This is a genomic window from Enterobacter sp. MGH 16, assembly GCF_000493175.1.
In the GTDB taxonomy this organism is placed as follows: Bacteria; Pseudomonadota; Gammaproteobacteria; order Enterobacterales; family Enterobacteriaceae; genus Enterobacter; species Enterobacter roggenkampii.
In genome coordinates, this window is sequence record NZ_KI535695.1 from 117524 (window position 1) to 141694 (window position 24171).

Annotated in this window: 18 protein-coding genes; 13 read left to right on the forward strand and 5 right to left on the reverse strand. The window is 58.3% G+C overall.

Features of this window, described 5'->3' with window-relative positions; all coding sequences use genetic code 11:
* Nucleotides 1-65: 65 nt before the first annotated feature.
* Nucleotides 66-353, forward strand: a complete 288-nt coding sequence (gene ppnP / locus L362_RS22105) for a pyrimidine/purine nucleoside phosphorylase (RefSeq protein WP_008503270.1) — start codon at nt 66-68, stop codon at nt 351-353.
* A gap of 48 nt (nt 354-401) precedes the next feature.
* On the opposite strand, the gene rdgC is transcribed toward ppnP, so the two are convergent.
* The gene (gene rdgC, locus L362_RS22100) at nt 402-1316 is read right to left on the reverse strand and encodes a recombination-associated protein RdgC (protein WP_008503269.1); all 915 of its coding nucleotides are present in this window, start codon (nt 1314-1316) and stop codon (nt 402-404) included.
* Nucleotides 1317-1439: 123 nt separating this feature from the next.
* On the opposite strand from rdgC, the gene mak reads away from it, so the two are divergent.
* On the forward strand, nt 1440-2345 hold the full coding sequence (mak, locus tag L362_RS22095; protein ID WP_023343474.1) for a fructokinase: 906 nt from the start codon (nt 1440-1442) through the stop codon (nt 2343-2345).
* 110 nt (nt 2346-2455) lie between these two features.
* On the opposite strand, the gene sbcC is transcribed toward mak, so the two are convergent.
* Both sbcC and sbcD read right to left on the reverse strand, forming a co-directional pair.
* Nucleotides 2456-5587, reverse strand: a complete 3132-nt coding sequence (gene sbcC, locus L362_RS22090; protein ID WP_023343475.1) for an exonuclease subunit SbcC — start codon at nt 5585-5587, stop codon at nt 2456-2458.
* On the reverse strand, nt 5584-6789 hold the full coding sequence (sbcD, locus tag L362_RS22085; RefSeq protein ID WP_023343476.1) for an exonuclease subunit SbcD: 1206 nt from the start codon (nt 6787-6789) through the stop codon (nt 5584-5586). The genes sbcC and sbcD overlap by 4 nt, the downstream gene beginning before the upstream one ends.
* Nucleotides 6790-6976: 187 nt before the next feature.
* Between sbcD and phoB the strand changes: the two genes are divergently transcribed.
* The 7 genes from phoB (at nt 6977) to L362_RS22050 (ending at nt 18237) form a co-directional block, all read left to right on the forward strand.
* The gene (phoB, locus tag L362_RS22080) at nt 6977-7666 is read left to right on the forward strand and encodes a phosphate response regulator transcription factor PhoB (protein ID WP_008503265.1); all 690 of its coding nucleotides are present in this window, start codon (nt 6977-6979) and stop codon (nt 7664-7666) included.
* A gap of 21 nt (nt 7667-7687) precedes the next feature.
* A complete protein-coding gene (phoR, locus tag L362_RS22075) occupies nt 7688-8983 on the forward strand; it encodes a phosphate regulon sensor histidine kinase PhoR (RefSeq protein WP_008503264.1) in 1296 nt (431 codons plus the stop codon).
* Nucleotides 8984-9392: 409 nt separating this feature from the next.
* On the forward strand, nt 9393-10712 hold the full coding sequence (gene brnQ, locus L362_RS22070; RefSeq protein WP_023343477.1) for a branched-chain amino acid transporter carrier protein BrnQ: 1320 nt from the start codon (nt 9393-9395) through the stop codon (nt 10710-10712).
* Between the two features lie 81 nt (nt 10713-10793).
* Nucleotides 10794-12167, forward strand: coding sequence for a proline-specific permease ProY (gene proY, locus L362_RS22065; RefSeq protein WP_023343478.1), 1374 nt, complete (start codon nt 10794-10796; stop codon nt 12165-12167).
* A 162-nt stretch (nt 12168-12329) separates the two neighbouring features.
* On the forward strand, nt 12330-14147 hold the full coding sequence (gene malZ, locus L362_RS22060; RefSeq protein ID WP_023343479.1) for a maltodextrin glucosidase: 1818 nt from the start codon (nt 12330-12332) through the stop codon (nt 14145-14147).
* 86 nt (nt 14148-14233) lie between these two features.
* On the forward strand, nt 14234-16855 hold the full coding sequence (locus tag L362_RS22055) for a DUF2339 domain-containing protein (protein WP_023343480.1): 2622 nt from the start codon (nt 14234-14236) through the stop codon (nt 16853-16855).
* Entirely contained in the window at nt 16852-18237 is a 1386-nt protein-coding gene (locus tag L362_RS22050; RefSeq protein ID WP_023343481.1) for a DUF3999 domain-containing protein, read from the forward strand. The genes L362_RS22055 and L362_RS22050 overlap by 4 nt, the downstream gene beginning before the upstream one ends.
* 43 nt (nt 18238-18280) lie before the next feature.
* On the opposite strand, the gene L362_RS22045 is transcribed toward L362_RS22050, so the two are convergent.
* Together L362_RS22045 and acpH are read right to left on the reverse strand one after the other, a co-directional pair.
* Nucleotides 18281-18883, reverse strand: coding sequence for a peroxiredoxin (locus L362_RS22045; RefSeq protein WP_008503347.1), 603 nt, complete (start codon nt 18881-18883; stop codon nt 18281-18283).
* Between the two features lie 127 nt (nt 18884-19010).
* Nucleotides 19011-19592 carry an ACP phosphodiesterase gene (acpH, locus tag L362_RS22040; protein ID WP_021241667.1) on the reverse strand — a complete coding sequence of 194 codons (582 nt, stop codon included), beginning with the start codon at nt 19590-19592 and terminating at the stop codon, nt 19011-19013.
* A 92-nt stretch (nt 19593-19684) separates the two neighbouring features.
* Between acpH and queA the strand changes: the two genes are divergently transcribed.
* The 4 genes from queA to secD are packed head-to-tail and all read left to right on the forward strand — an operon-like array spanning nt 19685 to nt 24166.
* A complete protein-coding gene (gene queA, locus L362_RS22035; protein WP_008503345.1) occupies nt 19685-20755 on the forward strand; it encodes a tRNA preQ1(34) S-adenosylmethionine ribosyltransferase-isomerase QueA in 1071 nt (356 codons plus the stop codon).
* A gap of 53 nt (nt 20756-20808) precedes the next feature.
* Nucleotides 20809-21936: a tRNA guanosine(34) transglycosylase Tgt gene (gene tgt / locus L362_RS22030; RefSeq protein WP_003859110.1), complete on the forward strand. Its 1128-nt coding sequence runs from the start codon at nt 20809-20811 to the stop codon at nt 21934-21936.
* A 22-nt stretch (nt 21937-21958) separates the two neighbouring features.
* Nucleotides 21959-22291 carry a preprotein translocase subunit YajC gene (yajC, locus tag L362_RS22025; RefSeq protein WP_000007630.1) on the forward strand — a complete coding sequence of 111 codons (333 nt, stop codon included), beginning with the start codon at nt 21959-21961 and terminating at the stop codon, nt 22289-22291.
* 27 nt (nt 22292-22318) lie between these two features.
* Nucleotides 22319-24166 (forward strand): protein translocase subunit SecD, encoded by a 1848-nt coding sequence (secD, locus tag L362_RS22020; protein ID WP_021241665.1) that lies wholly within the window; start codon nt 22319-22321, stop codon nt 24164-24166.
* Nucleotides 24167-24171 lie beyond the last annotated feature (5 nt).

Sequence of the window (24171 nt, forward strand, 5' to 3'; positions counted from 1 at the left end):
TGCGTGACAGGTGATGAGCATGGCCCCTATAGTGAATTTTTATCTAAAAATATAAGGGCCAGTTCATGCTTCAGAGTAACGAATACTTTTCCGGTAAAGTGAAATCCATTGGTTTTACCAGCAGCAGCACTGGCCGCGCCAGCGTTGGCGTCATGGCGGAAGGGGAATACACCTTTGGCACGGCGGAAGCGGAAGAGATGACGGTCGTCAGCGGCGCGCTGAACGTCCTGCTGCCGGGTGAAACGGAATGGAAAGTTTACGCAGCCGGACAGGTTTTCAACGTCCCTGGCCACAGTGAGTTCCATCTGCAGGTGGCTGAACCTACCTCTTATCTGTGCCGCTACCTGAAATAAAAAATTAGCCGGGTGGCGCTAACGCTTACCCGGCCTACGGTTTGCCCGTTATCTCTGCGCTTCGCCGCCGAGACCTTCCACCAGATTCTGAATCAACGCCGCCAGCTCGCCGGTCATCAGGATGAAGTCCGCGTCAAAACGCTGGGCGTAATCTTCCCTGTCGATATCTTCGTTCTGATCGCGCAGCTCGTCGCAGAACTTCAGACGCTTCACGGAGCCGTCGTCGCACATCACAAACTGAATACGCTGCTGCCAGTCGAGCGCCAGCTTGGTGACCACTTTACCCGCTTCGATGTGGACGGCGATTTCATCGCTCACCAGATCCTGCTTCTTCGCGCGGATCACGCCGCCATCTTCCAGCAGGGCTTTCAGCTCGGCTTCATCAAGGATCTGGAAACCCTGAGCCGCAGCACCGCTGCGTACCCATTCGGTCAGCGTCAGCTCGATCGGCGTTTCCAGCGCCAGCGGAACGACCGGTAACGAGCCGATGCTTTTACGCAGCAGGGCCAGCGTATCTTCTGCTTTCTTGGCGCTGGCGCAGTCCACCATGATCAGCCCGTTAACGGTGTCGATCCACATCATGGTCTGGCTGAAGCGGCTGAAGGCGCGCGGCAGCAGGGAGTGCAGTACTTCATCTTTCAGCGAATCTTTTTCGGTCTTTTTCAGCTTGCGGCCCTGTTCGGCTTCCAGCTTGAGAATTTTCGCTTCGAGTGCCTGCTTAACCACCGGCGTCGGCAGTATTTTCTCTTCTTTACGGGCGCAGACGATGATTTGACCCGTGCTGCTGGCGTGGGTCAGTGCATCGCTTTGTGAACCCATTGGCGGAACCCAACCGGTTTTCGCCATATCCTGGCTACCGCAAGGGGAAAAGGTATAAGCGGCTAACTGTTTTTCCATCTCTTCTGCACGCAGCGAAACGTCGCGGCTGAGACGGTAAACCATCAAATTTTTGAACCACAGCATGATAATTTCCACGGCCTTGTCGTTAAATCAGCGGGCATGATAACGAATTGTCGCATCGCTTGCATTGCTAATCGGGAAGCGTGCTTCTACTCTGTTGATAATCAAAATAATGAGGAGAGTCTTGTGCGTATTGGGATCGATTTGGGCGGCACCAAAACAGAAGTCATCGCACTGAGCGAGCAGGGGGAGCAGCTGTTTCGCCATCGTCTGCCAACGCCGCGCGATGATTATCACCAGACTATCGAGACGATTGCCAGGCTGGTCGAGATGGCCGAGCAGGCGACAGGGCAAACCGGCAGCGTCGGGATGGGGATACCGGGGTCGATCTCGCCGTATACCGGCGTGGTTAAAAATGCCAACTCCACCTGGCTCAACGGTCAGCCGTTTGATAAAGATTTAAGCGCGCGCCTGAAGCGGGAAGTGCGTCTGGCCAACGACGCCAACTGCCTGGCGGTCTCTGAGGCCATCGACGGCGCGGCGGCCGGTGCCCAGACCGTGTTTGCCGTGATCGTCGGCACCGGCTGCGGTGCGGGCGTAGCGTTCGGCGGGCGCGCCCATACCGGCGGTAACGGCACCGCGGGCGAGTGGGGGCACAACCCGCTGCCGTGGTTGGATGAAGACGAACTCAAATACCGCACCGAAGTGCCGTGCTACTGCGGAAAACAGGGCTGTATTGAGACCTTTATCTCCGGTACCGGTTTTGCGACCGATTACCACCGCCTGAGCGGTCAGCCGCTCAAGGGAAATGAGATCATGCGTCTGGTCGAAGCGCAGGATCCGGTGGCGGAGCTGGCCCTGAGCCGCTATGAAATGCGGCTGGCGAAATCGCTGGCGCACGTGGTGAATATTCTCGATCCGGACGTAATTGTGCTGGGCGGCGGCATGAGCAACGTCGACCGGCTGTACGCCACGGTGCCGAACCTGGTGAAGCAGTGGGTCTTCGGCGGCGAGTGTGAAACGCCGATCCGCAAAGCCGTCCACGGTGATTCCAGCGGCGTGCGCGGCGCGGCGTGGCTGTGGCCAGAATAAACGGCTCTGTAAGCCCGGTAAGCGAAGCGCCAGCGGGGGGATTCAGGCAGCCACAATAAAAAAGCCGGGTGGCGGCTATGCCTTACCCGGCCTACATGTGGAGTGGACCTTTACTGCACGGCAAATTCTTTATCCAGCTTGCTGTACCCCAGCCCGTTAATCTTCTTCACTTTGATCTGCACCGGAATACGCTCTTTCATCGCCTCAACGTGGCTGATCACGCCGATGGTTTTCCCGGTGGCGTTCAGCGCGTCGAGCGCATTCAGCGCGGTATCCAGCGTCTCACTGTCGAGCGTGCCGAACCCTTCATCCAGGAACAGGGAATCGATTCGCGTTTTATGACTCACCAGATCGGAAAGCGCCAGCGCCAGCGCCAGGCTGACCAGGAAGCTCTCGCCGCCGGAGAGGGTGCGGGTATCGCGGACCGCATCCGCCTGCCACGTATCCACCACTTCCAGCTCCAGCGCGTCGCTGGCCTTACGCTGCAATAAATAACGCCCGTGCAGGCGGTTAAGCTGCTGGTTAGCCAGCCAGACGAGATTGTCCAGCGTCAGCCCCTGGGCGAACTTACGGAACTTGTCGCCGGTGCTGGAGCCGATCAGCGCGTTCAGATAACCCCAGTCATCCGCCTGGCGCGCGGCCTCTTCAATTTGCTGCATCAACGCCAGCTGGTGCTGCCGGTTATCGCTGTCCTGCTTAAGCTGCTGGCGGATCTCGCCCTGATGCGTGGTGTTATCCCGAAGCTGTTGCGCCAGCTGCTGCAGCTGGCTTTGCAGCGTGGCGGCATCGGCGTCGAGCCCTTCCGGGCGCAGCGCCAGATGAGACTGTAGCTGCTGGTTAGCTTGCCCGCACAGCGCCGCGGCCTGCTGGATCTGGTTTTCCAGCGACTGTTTCAGCTGTTCAAGGTGGCGAATAGCATCGTCATCCAGCAGGGCGGCAAGAAACGCGTCCTGGTCGGCAAAGCAGCTCGCCGAGCGCGCTGCGGTGAACTGCGTCTGCGACTGCTGCAGGCGCTCTCGCTCCAGCCCTTCCTGCTGCTGTTGCGCGGTCAGCTGGCTTTGCAGCGACACGCACTCGTCGTGGATGGCGCGCCAGTTATCAGGAATAACCGGTTCGGCGTCTTCGCTGTTCGCTGCCGGAAGCGCGTCGAGCAGCGGCTTCAGGGCGTTTATGCGTTCCTGAAGCACGCCGTGCTGCGTTTGCTTCTCCTGCCACTGCGCGAATTCAGCTTCACGGGCCTGAAGCCAGGCGGCTTCCTGACCTTCTTCAGGTGCGTTAAGCGAGAGCGCGAGCAGGGCATGTTCCAGCGCCTGCCGCGTGGCCGCCAGCTGCTGCTGATACTGCCGCTCCTGCGCTTCCTGTTCGCTCAGCTGGTTCTGCAGGGTGAGACGCTGACTGAGCTGATAAAGCTGGCGCTCGTAATGTTCCTGTTCGTTCAACCATGGCGCGATATCGTCCTGAATATTCAAGGTAATGTTCAGGGACGTGCAGGCCGCCACCCACTCTTTAGTGAGCGCTTGCTCTTCCTGAGAAAGCGTCTGCGCGTCGTCTGTCTCGCGCTGGATCTGCTGAGTCAGGGCATTGACCTGTCCCAGCACCAGCAGGCCTTCCTCTTTAAGGGCGGCGACCTCTTTTTCCAGGGCATCACGGCGGCGCTGGTTATCCGTCAGCTCAAGTGACTGATATTGCTCAACGGCCGGATGTTCGCAGGAACCGCACAGCGGACAGGGTTTGCCCGCCTCAAGCCGGGAGCGGTAATGCTCCAGCTTCTTGATTGTTGCTTCGGTTTCGCACAGGGCTTTCAGGTCGAGATAGTGCTGGTTTTTCTCTTTGTACTGCTGGCGGCGCAGCGTCAGCGTTTCATTGAGTTTATTTTGTTCGGCCTGCGCCTTCTGCACGTTTTCACTGCTCTGGCGCAGGCGCTTTTGCAGCGGCTGATAGCGGGCATGCAGCGACGTCAGCTGCTGGCGCAGCGTGCGGGACCTGGACTGCTGCTCCATGGCCGCGCTGACCTCATCCGCCGTCAGCGTCAGCGCGTTTTCCGGCATCGCAGCCAGCCTGTTGCGTAATTCACCTATCCGCGCAGCAAGCGAGGCTAACTGCGTTTTATCGCGGTTAAGCTGCGAGAACTGGGCGCGCCAGCCTGCAATCTCCTGGCCTAACAGACGATAGCGCTCGTGCTCCGTCAGCCACTGCGCCAGCGCCGTCAGTTCGGCCTGTAGCTGCTCGTGGTTACGCAGGGCGGTATTGCGAATACGTGAACGCAGCGCGGTTCTGGCTTGTAAGCGAGTATTTACTTCGATAATTCGCTGCTGCGTTTGTGCCAGACGCGCGGTTTGCTCCTGCTGATGTTCCCAGAGCGGTCGCAGCTGGGCGGCGGGCAGAGCAAGCTGCAGTTTTGCCAGCTCAGGCGCAGCGTCCGTCAGCGCCCGTTGCGCCTGCTGCTGCATCGCGGCGACGCGCTGTTGCTCGCGCGCAAGCTCATCATGGCGCGTAAGCCACTGAAAATGTTTCTGTTGGTTTTGCTGCTGTTCCAGCAGGGTTTTCTCTGCGTCAGTAAGTGCCTGCAAACTTTGCTGTAACTGCTGCTGTTGTTCTTCGCTCAACAGCACGACGCCCGCCGCCTGCGCCTCGCACTTTTCAAGCACGCTGCGGGCCGCTTTGTGTTTCTCAAACACCATGGCGGAAATCTGACCGTAGATTTCGGTGCCGGTCAGTTCTTCCAGCAGCTCGGCGCGGTCGCTCGGCTTGGCATTAAGGAAGGCGGCAAACTGCCCCTGTGAAAGCAGCATGGAGCGGGTAAAGCGCCCGTAGTCCAGCCCGGTGAGCGCGGCGGTTTGCTCCAGCTTATCCGTCACTTTGTCGGCCAGGATTTTGCCATCTTCGCAGCGCGCCAGCTCCACGCGCGGCGCCTGCAGGTTACCGTCCGGCTGGTTGCGCGCCCGGTTCTGGCTCCAGAAGGCGCGATAGGCGATGCCTTTTACCTCGAACTCCACTTCCGCCAGACATTCGGCGGTGTCGCGGGTCATCAGGTCATTTTGCGCCTGGGAGACTTTATTCAGGCGCGGCGTTTCGTGATAAAGCGCCAGACAGATGGCGTCGAGCAGGGTGGTTTTACCTGCCCCGGTTGCGCCGGTGATGGCAAACAGCCCGTTGCTGGCAAACGGCTCAGCGGTAAAGTCAATTTTCCACTCGCCCTTGAGGGAGTTGAGATTTTTCAGGCGCAGGCTCAGAATTTTCATGCGTTTTCTTCCTCGTCATTGAGCGCATGCAGGGTATGGCTGAACAGTTCGCTAAGCCTTGCGCGCTTCGCATCGTCAATCTCCTCCTGTGAGAGCCTGCGTTCAAATACCTCTTCGACCCCCAGTTCACTGAGCGTTTCGCGTTGAGCGCTTAGCAGAATTTTCTCGCGCTGCTCGCGGCTGCGGCGCACCAGCAAGACCTCTACCGGCAGGTCTTCGGTCAGCGCCTGGATTTTCCGCTGCATATCGTGCAGGTAGTCGTCGGTGGTGATTTCGATGTCCAGCCAGATGGGGGGATCTTGCTCGACGCCGCGCCACTGCTCCAGCTGGGCGGTGATGGCATCGAGATCGCCTTTCAGCACCGCCAGCGGTTGAGTTACGGGCACCTCCAGCGTGTCGACGGCGCTGAGTTTGCCCTCGCAAAAGCTCACCAGATGCACGGATTTGGCTTTGCCCGTTTCGTCAAAGCTGAGCGAAAGAGGCGAGCCGCAGTAGCGGATGTGCTCGCAGCCGCTGACGATCTGCGCCCGATGAATGTGCCCGAGCGCAATGTAGTCGGCGGGCGGGAAGTGCTGCGCCGGAAAGGCGTCCAGCGTGCCGATATAGATGTCACGCACGGCGTCACTTTTACTGGCCCCGACGGTGGTGAGGTGCCCGGTCGCAATCACCGGAATCGGCTGATCACCGCGCAGGGCACAGGCTTCGGCGTGCTGCTGGCGGTAATAATCGGCGATCGCCTGTAACAAATGCTGCTGCTTTTCCGCGCCCGACAGCCCCGCCTGGCTTTGCACGATGTCGCGCGGACGCAAAAAGGGAATCGGACACAGTACCGCCCCGGGCGACCCGTCGCGCTTTTTCAGGATCTGCGGGGCGTGCCCGGCGCTGGCGACGACGGTGGTATTGAGAAACGCCATGATGTCGCGGGATTCGTTAAGCGTCGCGACGGAATCATGGTTGCCGGCGACAATCACCAGATGACAGCCGGTTTGCTGCAGATTCACCACGAAGCGGTTGTACAGCTCACGGGCATAGCTTGGCGGCGAGCCGGTATCAAAAATATCTCCCGCCACGATAATCGCGTCCACCTCATGCGTCCGGGCCGTTTCCAGCAGCCAGTTCAGGAACGCTTCATGTTCAGCCGCACGGCTTTTGCTGTAAAAATTTTGACCCAGATGCCAGTCCGAGGTGTGAAGTATGCGCATAGCTGATCCGTGGCAAAAAAGAGAAAGCAGGATTATAAACGTTCAGAGAAGGGAAAATAACCGCTGTAATAAAACAACAGTTTGCCATTTATAGTGGTACTGTTTTTCATAAATCTGTCATAAATCTGACGCATAATGGCGCCGAATTACAAACTTGTAACGTAAATAAGATAAGACAGGGCAAAGTATGGCGAGACGTATTCTGGTCGTAGAAGATGAAGCTCCAATTCGTGAAATGGTGTGCTTCGTGCTCGAGCAAAACGGCTTCCAGCCGGTTGAAGCGGAAGATTATGACAGCGCAGTGAACCAGCTGAATGAACCCTGGCCCGATCTGATTCTGCTGGACTGGATGCTGCCCGGTGGCTCCGGACTGCAGTTTATCAAACACCTGAAGCGTGAAGCGCTGACCCGCGACATCCCGGTTGTGATGCTTACGGCGCGCGGAGAAGAAGAGGATCGTGTGCGCGGTCTGGAGACCGGCGCGGACGATTACATTACCAAACCGTTCTCCCCCAAAGAGCTGGTGGCCCGCATTAAAGCTGTGATGCGCCGTATTTCGCCGATGGCGGTGGAAGAGGTGATTGAGATGCAGGGGCTGAGCCTTGATCCGACTTCTCACCGCGTGATGACCGGTGAAAATCCCCTCGACATGGGGCCTACCGAATTTAAACTTCTGCACTTCTTTATGACCCACCCGGAACGCGTGTACAGCCGCGAGCAGTTGCTGAATAACGTCTGGGGAACTAACGTGTATGTCGAAGACCGGACGGTTGACGTACATATCCGCCGCCTGCGAAAAGCGCTGGAACTGAGCGGCCACGATCGCATGGTGCAGACGGTCCGCGGCACGGGTTATCGTTTTTCTACCCGTTTCTGAACAATGACAGGAGTGTGACGCGTGCTGGAACGTCTGTCATGGAAAAGGCTCGTCTTTGAACTGATCTTATGCTGTATTCCGGCCTTCATTCTGGGGGCCTTTCTTGGACATCTGCCGTGGTTTCTGCTGGCGTCGGTCACCGGGCTGCTGATCTGGCATTTCTGGAACCTGCTGCGCCTCTCCTGGTGGCTGTGGGTTGACCGAAGCATGACGCCGCCGCCCGGAAGCGGCAGCTGGGAGCCGCTGCTGTACGGTCTGCACCAGATGCAGATGCGAAATAAAAAGCGCCGCCGCGAGCTGGGAAGCCTGATTAAGCGTTTTCGCAGCGGTGCGGAGTCGCTACCGGATGCGGTCATTCTGACCACCGAAGAAGGGACGATCTTCTGGTGTAACGGCCTGGCGCAGCAGCTGCTGGGCCTGCGCTGGCCGGACGATAATGGCCAGAATATCCTCAACCTTCTGCGTTATCCCGAGTTCACGCTGTATTTGAAAAAGCGTGATTTTACCCGTCCGCACAATCTCAAGCTCAATAACGGTCGCCATCTGGAGATCCGCGTGATGCCCTACAGCGATAAGCAGTGGCTGATGGTGGCGCGCGATGTCACCCAGATGCACCAGCTGGAAGGGGCGCGCCGCAACTTCTTCGCCAACGTCAGTCACGAATTGCGTACCCCGCTGACCGTGCTGCAGGGCTACCTGGAGATGATGCAGGAGCAAACGCTGGAAGGTGCGCCGCGTGAAAAAGCGCTGCACACCATGCGCGAGCAAACGCACCGGATGGAAGGCCTGGTGAAGCAGCTGCTGACGCTCTCGAAGATTGAAGCGGCACCCACGCTCGCGCTGAATGACACTATTGATGTGCCGATGATGCTGCGGGTCGTGGAGCGTGAAGCGCAGACGTTAAGCCACAAAAAGCATCACCTGACCTTTGAGGTCGACAACACGCTAAAGGTGCTGGGCAGTGAAGATGAGCTGCGCAGCGCTATCTCCAACCTGGTGTATAACGCGGTAAACCATACGCCGGAAGGGACGGAGATCGTGGTGCGCTGGCAGCATACCCCAACGGGGGCCGAGTTTAGCGTGGAGGACAACGGGCCGGGGATCGCGCCGGAGCATATTCCGCGTCTGACCGAACGCTTCTATCGCGTGGATAAAGCGCGATCGCGGCAGACGGGCGGAAGCGGCCTGGGGCTGGCGATTGTGAAACACGCGGTGAATCACCATGAAAGTCGTCTCGATATTCAGAGTACCCTGGGTAAAGGAACCCGCTTCAGCTTCGTGATCCCGGAACGATTAATTGCCAAAAAGATCGCCTGACGGCAGGTGTGTCATTTTACCTTTCCACGGGTCAGCCATCGCTGGCCCGTTTGCTTTGCAGTCAAGCGAAACGCGTGTGAATTTTATACGGCTGGCTGTTTTTTGTTCGCATGATTAGCCATGGGTTTTTCTTATAATTAGCGTATTGTGCTGGAGTGTATTTTCATGCTGGCATATTGTTCTGGTTTTACGATCCCACCTTGCCTTTAAACGTTATAAGCGTTTAAATTGCCCCCCAGATACTGTCAGACCGACTGTATTTGCGTGGTAAATCGAAAAACTATTCTTCTCCACGCCAGGACGGGAGCATATCCCGCTAAAATTGAGCAAATTTTCGGCTGTATCGTCCCGTCAGGGGCAGCGAAAATCTCAATGTTTTCAACACCACATCCACAGGCAGTAAGGTTTTATGACCCATCACTTAAAATCGCGTGACATCATCGCGCTGGGCTTTATGACATTTGCGCTGTTCGTTGGCGCAGGCAACATCATTTTCCCTCCAATGGTTGGCTTACAGGCGGGTGAACACGTCTGGACCGCCGCGTTTGGTTTCCTGATTACTGCCGTGGGTCTGCCGGTGCTGACCGTCATCGCGCTGGCGAAAGTCGGCGGCGGTGTGGATAGCCTCAGCACCCCGATTGGCAAAGTGGCGGGCGTTCTGCTGGCTACCGTCTGCTACCTGGCCGTGGGTCCGCTGTTTGCCACCCCGCGTACCGCGACCGTTTCCTTTGAAGTGGGTATTGCTCCGCTGACCGGTGACGGCGCGATGCCGCTGTTCATCTACAGCCTGATCTATTTCGCTATCGTGATTCTGGTTTCCCTCTATCCGGGCAAGCTGCTGGATACCGTGGGTAACTTCCTGGCTCCGCTGAAAATTGTGGCGCTGATTGTTCTGGCGGTGGCGGCTATCGTCTGGCCTGCAGGCCCGATTAGCGACGCGATGGACGCCTATAAAAACGCCGCGTTCTCTAACGGCTTTGTGAACGGCTACCTGACGATGGATACGCTTGGCGCGATGGTGTTTGGTATCGTTATCGTTAACGCCGCGCGTTCCCGCGGTGTGACCGAAGCGCGTCTGCTGACCCGCTACACCATCTGGGCTGGCCTGATGGCCGGTATAGGCCTGACGCTGCTGTATCTGGCGCTGTTCCGCCTGGGCTCCGATAGCGCGATGCTGGTCGATCAGAACGCGAATGGTGCGGCTATCCTGCACGCCTACGTCCAGCACACCTTCGGTGGTGCGGGCAGTATGCTGCTGGCGGCGCTCATCTTCCTGGCCTGCCTGGTCACCGCGGTTGGCCTGACCTGCGCCTGTGCTGAGTTCTTTGCGCAGTACCTGCCGCTCTCTTACCGCACCCTGGTGTTTATCCTCGGTATCTTCTCCATGGCGGTATCCAACCTCGGTCTGAGCCACCTGATTCAGGTCTCTATTCCGGTACTGACGGCGATCTATCCGCCGTGCATCGTGCTGGTGGTGCTGAGCTTCACCCGCCCGTGGTGGAACAACTCCTCACGAATTATTGCGCCAGCCATGTTTATCAGCCTGATTTTTGGTATCCTTGACGGGATTAAAGCATCAGCGTTCGCTGAAATTCTGCCAGCCTGGACACAGCGTCTGCCGCTGTCCGAGCAGGGTCTGGCCTGGCTGATGCCTACCGTTGTTGCACTGGTTCTGGCGGTTATCTGGGATCGTGCTGCAGGGCGTCAGGTCGCATCGAACGCCCATTAATCAACGGCAACAAACTGTTTAACCACGGGGCTTAAGGCCCCGTGGTTTTTTGTTTTTTTCGTGTTGAATGGCAAGATTTAAATGGAAAGCACTAACAAACTTAAACGTGGATTGAGCACGCGCCACATCCGCTTTATGGCGCTGGGCTCGGCTATCGGCACCGGTCTTTTTTATGGCTCGGCAGATGCCATCAAAATGGCCGGTCCAAGCGTGCTGCTGGCGTACATCATCGGCGGCGTGGCGGCGTATATCATCATGCGCGCCCTCGGCGAAATGTCGGTTCATAACCCCTCCGCCAGCTCCTTCTCCCGCTACGCGCAGGAAAACCTCGGCCCGCTGGCCGGGTTTATCACCGGCTGGACCTACTGCTTCGAAATCCTGATCGTGGCAATAGCCGACGTGACGGCGTTTGGCATCTATATGGGCGTCTGGTTCCCGGCGGTGCCGCACTGGATTTGGGTGCTGAGCGTGGTGCTGATCATTTGCGCCGTCAACCTGATGAGCGTGAAGGTGTTCGGTGAGCTGGAGTTCTGGTTCTCCTTCTTCAAGGTCGCCACCATTATCATCATGATTGTGGCCGGTTTCGGGATCATCATCTGGGGGATTGGCAACGGCGGGCAGCCGACCGGGATCCATAACCTCTGGAGCAACGGTGGCTTCTTCAGCAACGGCTGGCTCGGCATGGTGATGTCGCTGCAGATGGTGATGTTCGCCTACGGCGGTATCGAGATTATCGGTATCACTGCCGGTGAAGCGAAAGACCCGGAGAAATCCATTCCGCGTGCGATCAACTCGGTGCCGATGCGTATTCTGGTGTTTTATGTGGGTACGCTGTTTGTGATCATGTCCATCTACCCGTGGAATCAGGTGGGTACCAACGGTAGCCCGTTTGTCCTGACCTTCCAGCATATGGGCATTGCCTTTGCGGCTAGCATTCTCAACTTTGTGGTGCTGACCGCGTCGCTTTCGGCGATCAACAGTGACGTCTTTGGCGTGGGTCGTATGCTGCACGGCATGGCAGAGCAGGGCAGCGCGCCGAAGGTGTTCGCCAAAACCTCGCGCCGCGGCACGCCGTGGGTGACCGTTGTGGTGATGACCGTGGCGCTGCTGTTCTCGGTTTATCTGAACTACATCATGCCGGAGAACGTCTTCCTGGTGATTGCATCCCTGGCGACCTTCGCGACGGTGTGGGTGTGGATCATGATCCTGCTGTCGCAGATTGCCTTCCGCCGTCGCCTGTCGCCGGATGAGGCGAAAGCGCTGAAGTTCAAAGTACCGGGCGGGGTGGCGACCACCGTCGTGGGGCTGATCTTCCTGGCGTTTATCATTGGCCTGATTGGCTACCATCCGGACACCCGCATTTCGCTCTACGTGGGCTGCGCGTGGATCGTGCTGCTGCTGGTGGGCTGGGTGTTCAAATGCCGCCGCGACCGTCAGCTGGCGGAAGCGCAGTAAGGTAAAAATGCCGGGTGGCGCTGCGCTTACCCGGCCTACACTCCCTTTTACCCCCCAAAAAACTCCTCCCCCGTCCTCCTCCCCCAATAAATCCCATCATGGTGAGCTATCCTTAACCACCCTGTGGCAAGGTGACGTCAATTTCATCAGAGGGGATTCGTGATGTTAAACGCCTGGCACCTTCCGGTTGCCCCATTTGTTAAGCAAAACAAAGACAACCTTGTGATTACGCTCTGGCTGGCGGGGGAAAACCAGCCCGATCGCGTGACGCTCCGCGCCGAAATCGATAACGAAGAGACCGGGTTGAAAATGCACAAGCTGCGCAGCCAGCCGCAGCCGGGTATCACCGCCTGGCGGGCGAATATCGACCTGAACAGCGGACAGCCGCGCCGCCGCTACAGCTTTAAGCTTTTGTGGAACAACCGTCAGCTGTGGTTTACCCCGCAGGGGTTTAGCCGTTTCCCGCCTGCACGGCTGGAGCAGTTTGCGGTCGATTATCCGGATAACGGCCCGCAGTGGGTTAACGATCAGGTCTTTTACCAGATTTTCCCGGACCGTTTTGCGCGCAGCGAAAAGCGCACTGCCGACCAGGATAAGATCTATTACCACCATGCAGCGGGCCACGACATTATCCTGAATGCGTGGGATGAGCCGTTAACCGCGCAGGCGGGCGGCTCGACCTTCTACGGCGGCGATCTCGACGGTATCAGCGAAAAGCTGCCGTACCTGAAAAAACTGGGCGTGACGGCGCTGTACCTCAACCCGGTGTTTAAAGCCCCGAGCGTACACAAATACGATACCGAAGATTATCGCCACGTTGATGAGCAGTTTGGCGGCGACGAGGCGCTGCTGCGCTTGCGTAAGAATACGCAAAAAGAGGGGATGCGCCTGATCCTGGACGGCGTGTTCAACCACAGCGGCGATTCGCATGCGTGGTTTGATCGGCATAACCAGTCGATGGGCGGGGCATGTCATAACCCGGATTCGCCGCAGCGCGACTGGTACAGCTTTAACGAGGAGGGCCGCGCGCTGGACTGGCTGGGCTACCCGAGCCTGCCGAAGCTGGATTTCCAGTCGCCAACGCTCGTTAATGAAATCTACGGCGGCGAAGACAGCATCGTCCGACACTGGCTGAAGGCGCCGTGGAATATGGACGGCTGGCGCCTGGACGTGGTGCATATGCTCGGCGAAGCGGGCGGGGCGCGGAATAACCTTCAGCACGTCGCCGGCATAACGCGCTCGGCAAAAGCCGCACAGCCGGAAGCGTTCGTTTTTGGCGAGCACTTTGGAGACGCGCGCCAGTGGCTGCAGAACGATGCGGAAGATGCGGCGATGAACTATCGCGGCTTTACCTTTCCGCTGTGGGGATTCCTCGCCAACACCGATATCTCCTACGATCCAAATCATATCGACGCGGAAACCTGCATAGCGTGGATGGAGAACTACCGCGCCGGGCTGTCGCATCAGCAGCAGCTGCGGATGTTTAACCAGCTCGATAGCCACGATACCGCGCGTTTTAAATCCCTGCTGGGCAAGGACGTCGCGCGTCTGCCGCTGGCGGTGACCTGGCTCTTCACCTGGCCGGGCGTACCGTGCATCTACTACGGAGACGAGGTGGGGCTGGACGGCAACAACGATCCGTTCTGTCGCAAAACCTTCCCGTGGGCGCCGGAGAAACAGGACAAAGTGCTGTTCAGCCTGTATCAGCGGCTGGCGAAGCTGCGTAAGCAGAGTCTCGCCCTGCGCTACGGCGGCTGTCAGGTGGTGTACGCCCACGATAACGTGGTGGTGTTTGCTCGCGTCTATAACCAGCAGCGCGTGCTGGTGGCGATCAACCGGGGCGAGGCCTGCGAAGTAGTGCTGGATGATTCACCGCTGCTGAAGGTGGCTGCGTGGAAGAGCAAAGAGGGCAAGGCGACGATACAGGACGGCGTGCTGGCGCTGCCTGCAATATCCGCGACGATCTGGTTCGGCAGCTAATACGCTATTGTTTCCACCTTTTAAGATGGCGCAAATGCAACGATTTGTGTCAATCTTAACGGATCGTTTACGGTGAAGGTGGAAACATGGACGAGCTTTACATCCTTGGCTGTTTATTCCTGGTTTTTGCGCTGCTGGTTGCGCCCGTGCTTGCGGTTATCGGGTTTAATCGCAGTACGGCGGCGCAGCAGGAGATCGCCCGGCTACGCCAGCGCATAGAGGCGCTTGAGCAGCGCGGCGTGCCTGAGAACGCGTTGGAACCGGTGCAGACCGCCGCGCCGGAGGCAATTACCGCGCCAGTGGTGGAGGACGCTCCCGCGCCTGTCGACCCCTGGCGACCCGATATTCCCGCAGCGGTGGCAGAACCCGCTTCCTCCCAGGCCCCGACCCCTGCGGCAAAACAGCCTTCAGCCTTTGGCGGCATCCTGACGTCGCTGGCGCGCTGGTTCATGCAGGGCAATCCGCTGGCGAAGCTGGGCATTCTGCTGCTCTTCCTCGGCCTCTCTTTCCTGCTGCGCTATACCGTCGAACATTCCCTGTTCCCGCTTGAGCTGCGCCTCGTGGCAGCGGCGCTGTTTGCCATTGTTCTGCTGGCTGTCGGGTGGCGACTGCGGCACAGGCAGCGCGTCTATGCGTTGATCCTCCAGGGCGGGGCGACCGGCGTGCTCTACCTGACGGTGTTTGGCGCCTTCCGGCTCTGGCAAATGCTGCCGATGATGCTGGCTTTTGCGCTGCTGGTGGTGATCTGCGCGGCGAGCGTCGGGCTGGCGGTGCTGCAGAAGGCGCTGAGCCTGGCCATGCTGGCGAGCCTCGGCGGCTACCTTGCGCCGCTGCTGTTGTCTACCGGGGGCGGCAGCTTTGTCGCGCTGTTCTCTTTCTATCTCCTGCTGTCTATCGGCATTCTTGCTATCAGCATCTGGCAGCACTGGCGCGAGCTGAACCTGCTCGGGCTGCTGTTCACGTTCGGCGTGGGCGGCCTGTGGGGGCTGAATGACTACCAGCCTGAAGACTATTGGATCTGCCAGCTGTTCCTGATTGCCAATACGCTGATCTTCGGCGTGCTGAGCGTGGCGCTGTCGCTGCGGGCGCAGGAGAAAGGGAAGCAGATCGTTGACGGCGTGCTGCTGTTTGCCCCGCCGCTGATCGGCTTCGGGATGCAGTACGGCATGACTCGATACTGGGAATATGGCCCGGCGCTGAGCGCGCTGGGATACGGCGCATTTTATCTCACCCTCGCGTACCTCGCGCTGCGGCGCTATCCCTCCCTCGGACGGCCGCTGGTCATGGCAGCGCTGGCGATCGGCGGCGGGTTTGCCACGCTCGCCATTCCGCTGGCGCTGTCGGCGCGCTGGACGGCAATGGCCTGGGCGCTGGAGGGGCTGGGTATTCTCTGGCTGGGCGTGCAGCAGCACCAGCGGCGCATGAGCTATAGCGGGACGGCGCTGCTGGTGCTGGCCCTCGGCAGCGCGCTGTGGGCGCAAACGGACGGCGTTACGTCGCTGAGCCTGCTCCTTATCTTCGCCATCCTCAGCCTTTGCTGGCTGGCAGCGGCCTGGCTGTGGCGGACTCTTTTTCTGCCGGTCAGCTGGGCGCTGCTGGCAGGCGGGCTGCTGTTCTGGCTGGTAGCGCAGCTGGGTGCGTCGCAGCTTGTACTTACGAAAGAATTACCGATTCTGGCGGGCGTGCTGGCGCTGACGGCGGCGTCAGCCTGGGGCTGGCGGCAGGTGGCCGCTCGTCTGGCGTGGCGAGAGCTGGACGCCAGCAAATGGCTGCTGTGGCCGGTTATGCTGCTGGTGGTGGGGTATCAGATCTGGCATCAGCAGATCGTTGCCGCCGGCTGGTCAAACCTGGCCTGGTGCGTTGCACTTCCTGCCGCGCTGATGCTGCTGCGGCGCGATGGTGAAAGGGTTCTGCCGCGTATCGCGATGGGGCTACACCTGTCGCTGTGCTGGATGATTTTACTGGCGCTGGCCGCCGAGCTTTACTGGTTTGCCCGGTCTCTGCCGTGGGGCATGGCGGCCTGGGGCAGCGGATTAGCGATGGCCGCAGGCGGCGGGGTGATTATGGCGCTCTCTGCTGCGGTACGGCGTCGCGCGTGGCCGTTCCGGGAATGGCCTGCGCTCTATGCGTGTCTGGCACCGATCCCTGCCGTCGTGGCGCTGCTGGTATTGCTGGTGGTGACCAATTTCCAGGACGGCGTGGTCTATCGTCAAACCTGGCTCCCGCTGGTAAACCCGCTTGAGGAAGGCGCAGCGTTCGCGTTGCTGGGGCTGGTGGTCTTTTATCGGGCGGTGGACCGCTACTACCCGGCATTGCTTGCGCAAGCGCGTCCGTGGCCTGCCGTCGCGCTCATGGCGTTTGGCTTCTGGTGGCTGAACGGTGCGCTGATGCGCGCCCTGGCCTGGTACGGCGACGTGGCCTGGAATATGGCATCGCTGTGGGATTCGCGGCTTATCCAGACCAGCTTTGCCCTGTTCTGGATGCTGAGTGCGCTGGTGGTCATGATCCATGCCACCCGTCGGGCTTCCCGGCAGGAGTGGCTCTGCGGGGCCGCGCTGCTGGGTGTGGTGATGGTTAAACTGATGCTGGTGGACAGCGCGGGCGGAGGCGGTCTGTCGCGCGCGGTGGCGTTTATCGGCGTGGCGATACTGGTACTGATAGTGGGCTATTTCTCGCCGCTACCGCCAAAAACAGGAGATGAAAAATGAAATGGATGAAATTGGTAGCGTGTACCGCGCTGCTGGCGCTTTCCGGCCCGGCGTTCTGCGACGAGGTACCAACGGAATCGCCACGGGACTACGCCTTTGGTCGTTCACTCGACACGTCCGTTCCTTCCCGGTGGTATCGAGTGATGCTGCCGCTTGCCGTCTATGAGCAGAGCACATCCGCGGATCTGCATGATGTTCGCGTCTTTAACCAGTCGGGTGAGCCGGTTCCCTTTAGCCTGATCGCCGCGACGCGCCCGCAGGCCACAGTGCAGTCTACGGCGCTGCGCCTCTTTCCGCTGGACGCCTCGCCGCTCGCGGCTGCCTCAGACGGCGGTGACAGCGATAAGATCCGGCTCCGTTCCCGAAACGGCGTTGAGATTGTGCTGGAGGGGCAAAAAGCCGCCGCAGCCGGGCAACATTACCTGCTGAGCTTGCCGGAGCAGACGACGGGTGAGCTGGCCATATCCCAGCTGCAGCTGCTCTGGAATACCCCGCAGACGCCGTGGCAGGGAACGGCGTCGGTCTATTACAGCGAGGATCTTAAGCGCTGGTATACCCTTCGCGAAGATATGCCGCTGCTGGACGTCGCCAGCGGCCAGGATCGCCTTAAGCTCGATCGGATCGATACCGACACGGTTTTATCTCCCGAGGCGAATCGCTATCTCATGGTGGTGCTGAATACGCAGAGCCAGGGGGTAACGTTGACCGGCGTAAACGCAATCAGCGCACCTGCGCAGGCGGCCCCGGAAGAGATCAATCTTGAGGGGAAAGGGGAGCAGCTATCGACAACCGAAGCGCAGTGGCGCTGGACGCGTCCGCAGCCGCTGAGCGCTGTCAGCATCTCGCTGAACGGCGATGGCGTCCTTCCCGTGGAGATCGCGTGGCGGCGTACGGAAAAAGACACATGGCATCCCCTGAAAAAAGAGGTGATTTACCGCCTGGAGGGGAAAACATCCGGACCGGTTTCGCTTAACGGGGACCTGGTGCAGGCCGTGAAAATCACGACGCTGAATGCGCGTCTGCCAGAATACCTGCCGAGCGTCACGGGGCATCGCGACCGCTATGACCTGGTGTTCAACGCGCAGGGTAAAGCGCCGTACGTGCTCGCCTGGGGCAACGGCGCCGCAAAGCCTGCACAGGTGGAACCTGACATGCTGATCCCAGCCGATCTGCGCAAGACCTATGATATGGCGAACCTGCCGCAGGCCGATATTCTGGATGATGTCGCGTTGGGCGGTGAGGGGCGGCTAAACGCCACCTCTGCAGGCGAGCGGGCGAGCTGGATGAACGCCCTGCTGGTGTGGAGCGTGCTGATCGCGGGCGTGCTCCTGCTGGCGGGCATGGCCTGGCGCATCTGGCGGGAAACGCAGCGCAAGGCATAAAAAAAGGCCCGCATAAGCGGGCCTTTCTCGTAAACCGTGCCGATTACAGGCTGGATACGTTCTCAGACAGGTATTTAGCTACGCCGTCTGGGGAAGCTGCCATACCTTCTTTACCTTTTTCCCACTGAGCCGGGCACACTTCGCCGTGCTCTTCGTGGAACTGCAGCGCGTCAACCATGCGCAGCATTTCGTCGATGTTACGACCCAGCGGCAGATCGTTCACAACCTGGTGACGAACGATGCCGTTTGCGTCGATCAGGAAGGAACCACGCAGCGCAACGCCAGCGTCCGGATGTTCGATACCGTAAGCCTGCTGGATTTCGCGTTTGATGTCCGCAACCATTGCGTATTTCACCGCACCGATGCCGCCTTTGTCGACAGGGGTGTTACGCCATGCGTTGTGTACAAACTCAGAGTCGAAGGAGACGCCAACCACTTCCACGCCACGCTTCTGGAATTCTTCATAACGTTTGTCGAACGCGATCAGCTCAGACGGGCAAACGAAAGTGAAGTCCATTGGCCAGAAGAACAGAACGGTCGCTTTACCGTTGGTGTGCTGTTTGAAGTTGAAGTTTTCAACGATTTCACCGTTGCCCAGAACTGCTGCAGCTGTAAAATCCGGAGCCGGACGAGTTACCAGAACCATATGATTCTCCTGTAGATACTAAGGTTATTTGGAACGCAACGCGAGCCAGTATAGAGAGTGTTCATGGATAAGACAAAGAGGTGGTGACAATCGTTCCGCCAGCTTTTACCTATCAATACGAATTCTGTCAGAGCTGTTTGTTTTTCGCCTGCGCCATCATGCGCGGGTAAAACTGCCAGAAGCGGGTCTCCAGCGCATCGTAATGTTCATCCAGGTCATACCAGGAATCCCGCAGCGCATCCAGGCGCGGGCGACGGCTCGCCATCCCATTCAACACGTTCTGAATGAAATCCATCTCGCGATAGCGCTCCAGCCAGCGCTCTGACCACAGGTAGTTATTCAGATTTACAAAGCGCGGCGGCGAGTCGGGCAGAATGATCGACACCTGCTGATGGGCATAACGCACAAATTCCGGCAGGGGAAGCTCCGGCGAGAGCTGTGCCCAGTGGCGCGACAGGAAATGGTCCCACATCACATCAAGCGTGATCGGTGCGACGCGGCGCGTTTCCGGCCGAAACCACGCTTTGGCTTCCGTCACTTCCGGCAGCTTATCCGTCAGCACGTCGATGCGGCGGTGCATAAAAATCCCGTCGACAACCTCAGGGGCGTACGCTTCCGCGGGGTTGCCGCGTACGAAATCGGCCAGCAAATTGCCGGACAGGGAGCTGTCAGCGAGGTGAGCGAGATGCAGGTGAGCGAGAAAATTCATGCGTTTTATTTGTCCGGGGGCGGCTAGTTGTTGCAGCAAAAGGGTGTGAGCACTAGACTATGCCGCCTGTTTTTAAGTCACGAGTATACGTCATGCGCGTCGCCGATTTCTCCTTTGAACTACCTGAATCCCTGATTGCTCACTATCCCATGCCTGAGCGCAGCAGCTGTCGTTTGCTGTCACTGGATGGGCCAACGGGCGAGCTGACGCACGGTACTTTCACCGATTTGCTCGACAAGCTCAACCCTGGCGATCTGCTGGTCTTTAACAATACCCGCGTGATCCCGGCGCGCCTGTTCGGCCGTAAGGCCAGCGGCGGCAAGATTGAAGTGCTGGTCGAACGTATGCTCGATGATAAACGTATTCTGGCACATATTCGCGCATCCAAAGCGCCAAAGCCGGGCGCGGAGCTGCTGCTGGGCGATGACGAGAGCATCAAGGCGACCATGACCGCGCGCCACGACGCGCTGTTCGAGGTGGAGTTCAACGACGAGCGCACGGTGCTCGATATTCTGAACGCCATCGGCCACATGCCGCTGCCGCCGTACATTGAGCGTCCGGACGAAGAGGCTGACCGCGAGCTGTACCAGACCGTCTACAGCCAGAAGCCTGGCGCGGTCGCGGCCCCGACGGCAGGCCTGCACTTTGATGAACCGCTGCTGGAAAAACTGCGCGCGAAAGGCATTGAGATGGCGTTTGTAACGCTGCACGTCGGGGCGGGAACCTTCCAGCCGGTGCGCGTGGACAGTATTGAAGACCACATCATGCACTCTGAGTATGCTGAAGTGCCGCAGGATGTCGTAGACGCGGTGCTGGCGGCGAAAGCGCGCGGTAGCCGCGTCGTGGCGGTCGGTACGACGTCGGTGCGCTCGCTGGAGAGCGCCGCGCAGGCCGCGAAAAGCGAGTTGATTGAGCCGTTCTTTGGCGATACGCAGATCTTTATCTACCCGGGTTACCAGTACAAAGTGATTGACGCGCTGGTGACCAACTTCCATCTGCCTGAATCGACGCTGATTATGCTGGTCTCTGCGTTCGCGGGGTATCAGCATACGATGAATGCCTACAAGTCTGCGGTAGAACAAAAATATCGCTTTTTTAGCTACGGGGACGCGATGTTTATCACGTACAATCCGCAGGCTTTGAATGAGCGTGTCGGGGAATAAGTCCGCGGCACCGTTTTACAACGTTGGACTGTTTTTCTGACGTCGGAGAAAAAATGAAATTTGAACTCGATACCACCGACGGTCGCGCGCGCCGCGGTCGCCTGGTGTTTGATCGCGGCGTGGTGGAAACCCCCGCGTTTATGCCTGTGGGCACGTACGGCACCGTAAAAGGGATGACGCCGGAAGAAGTTGAAGCCACGGGCGCGCAGATTATCCTCGGCAATACCTTCCACCTGTGGCTGCGTCCGGGTCAGGAGATCATGAAGCTCCACGGCGACCTGCACGACTTCATGCAGTGGAAAGGCCCTATCCTGACCGACTCTGGCGGTTTCCAGGTCTTCAGCCTGGGGGATATCCGCAAGATCACCGAGCAGGGCGTTCACTTCCGTAACCCGATCAACGGCGATCCAATTTTCCTCGATCCCGAAAAATCAATGGAGATTCAGTACGATCTCGGCTCTGACATCGTGATGATCTTCGACGAATGCACGCCGTATCCGGCCGACTGGGACTACGCCAAGCGTTCCATGGAGATGTCTCTGCGCTGGGCGAAGCGTAGCCGTGACCGTTTTGACTCCCTGCAGAACAAAAATGCGCTGTTCGGCATTATCCAGGGCAGCGTTTACGAAGATTTACGCGATATCTCTGTTAAAGGTCTGGTAGAGATAGGTTTTGATGGCTACGCTGTCGGCGGTTTGGCTGTGGGTGAGCCGAAGGAAGACATGCACCGCATTCTGGAGCACGTCTGCCCGCAAATCCCGGCGGATAAACCACGATACCTGATGGGCGTGGGCAAACCGGAAGATCTGGTTGAAGGCGTACGCCGCGGCATTGATATGTTCGACTGCGTCATGCCAACCCGCAACGCGCGTAACGGCCATCTGTTCGTTACCGATGGCGTGGTGAAAATCCGTAACGCGAAGCATAAGAGTGACACCAGCCCGCTCGATTCCGAGTGCGATTGCTATACCTGTCGCAATTATTCTCGTGCGTACCTGCATCATCTCGATCGTTGCAACGAGATTTTGGGCGCACGTCTCAATACCATTCATAATCTTCGTTATTATCAGCGCTTAATGGCTGGTTTACGTAAGGCTATCGAAGAGGGTAAATTAGAGAGCTTCGTGACCGATTTCTACCAACGTCAGGGGCGGGATGTTCCACCGTTGAACGTTGATTAATTTTAATAATGAGGGAATTTGAATGAGCTTTTTTATTTCTGATGCGGTAGCAGCAACAGGCGCTCCAGCGCAGGGCAGCCCAATGTCTCTGATTCTGATGCTGGTTGTGTTCGGTCTGATCTTCTATTTCATGATCCTGCGCCCACAGCAGAAGCGCACCAAAGAGCACAAAAAGCTGATGGACTCCATCGCGAAAGGCGATGAAGTGCTGACCAACGGTGGTCTGGTCGGTCGCGTAACCAAAGTGGCTGAAAGTGGCTACATTGCAATCGCCCTGAACGACACCACTGAAGTGGTCATCAAACGTGACTTCGTAGCTGCCGTTCTGCCGAAAGGCACCATGAAGGCGCTGTAATCCCAACTTTTCCCAAAGGGAACTGCCGTGTTAAACCGTTATCCTTTGTGGAAGTACATCATGCTGGTCGTCGTGATTCTCGTCGGCCTGCTGTACGCGCTTCCCAACCTGTATGGTGAGGATCCGGCTGTTCAAATCACTGGCGCGCGCGGTGTCGCCGCCAGTGAGCAAACGCTGATCCAGGTCCAGAAAACGTTACAAGAAGAAAAAATTACCGCTAAGTCTGTGGCACTGGAAGAGGGCGCAATTCTTGCTCGCTTCGACACCACCGACACGCAGCTCCGCGCACGTGAAGCGCTGATGGGCGTGCTGGGTGATAAATACGTCGTGGCGCTTAACCTTGCCCCTGCAACCCCGCGTTGGCTGGCTGCGATGAATGCAGAGCCAATGAAACTCGGTCTTGACCTGCGTGGCGGCGTTCACTTCCTGATGGAAGTGGATATGGATACCGCGCTCGGCAAGCTGCAGGAACAGAATATCGACAGCCTGCGCAGCGATCTGCGTGATAAAGGCATCGCTTACACCACCGTGCGTAAAGAAGATAACTACGGCATGAGCATCACGTTCCGCGACAGCGCGGCGCGCGATCAGGCTGTAGATTACCTGACCCAACGTCATCGTGACCTGGTGATCTCCTCGCAGGGCAGCAACCAGCTGCGCGCGGTGATGACCGATGCGCGCCTGAAAGAAGCGCGTGAATATGCCGTTCAGCAGAACATCAACATTCTGCGTAACCGTGTAAACCAACTGGGCGTGGCCGAGCCGCTGGTACAGCGTCAGGGTGCTGACCGTATCGTGGTTGAACTGCCGGGTATCCAGGACACCGCGCGTGCGAAAGAGATTCTCGGTGCGACCGCAACGCTGGAATTCCGTCTGGTGAATACCAACGTTGACCAGTCTGCTGCCGCTTCTGGCCGTATTCCGGGTGACTCCGAAGTGAAACAGACCCGCGAAGGTCAGCCAGTTGTGCTGTACAAACGCGTGATTCTGACCGGTGACCACATCACCGACTCCACGTCGAGCCAGGATGAATACAACCAGCCGCAGGTTAACATCTCGCTGGATAGCGCGGGTGGTAACATCATGTCTAACTTCACCAAGGACAACATCGGTAAACCGATGGCGACCCTGTTCGTGGAGTACAAAGACAGCGGTAAGAAAGATGCAAACGGCCGTGCTGTGCTGGTGAAAGAGGAAGAGGTGATTAACATCGCCAATATCCAGTCCCGTCTGGGTAACAGCTTCCGCATTACCGGTATTAACAACCCGAACGAAGCGCGTCAGCTCTCCCTGCTGCTGCGTGCCGGTGCGCTGATAGCGCCAATTCAGATTGTTGAAGAACGTACCATTGGTCCAACTCTGGGTATGCAAAACATCCAGCAGGGCCTGGAAGCGTGTCTGGCCGGTCTGGTGGTCTCTATCCTGTTCATGATCTTCTTCTATAAGAAGTTTGGTCTGATTGCGACCTCCGCGCTGATCGCGAACCTGGTGCTGATTATCGGCATCATGTCCCTGCTGCCGGGAGCGACGCTGACCATGCCGGGGATTGCGGGTATCGTTCTGACCCTTGCGGTGGCGGTCGACGCCAACGTACTGATTAACGAACGTATCAAAGAAGAGTTGAGCAACGGTCGCTCTGTTCAGCAGGCGATTGATGAAGGTTATAAAGGCGCGTTCAGCTCTATCTTCGATGCGAACGTAACAACACTGATTAAGGTTCTTATCCTGTATGCAGTGGGTACTGGCGCGATCAAAGGCTTTGCGATTACAACCGGTATCGGTGTCGCAACGTCAATGTTTACCGCTATTGTCGGCACCCGTGCCATCGTGAACCTGCTGTACGGCGGCAAGCGCGTCAAAAAGCTGTCTATCTGAGGAGT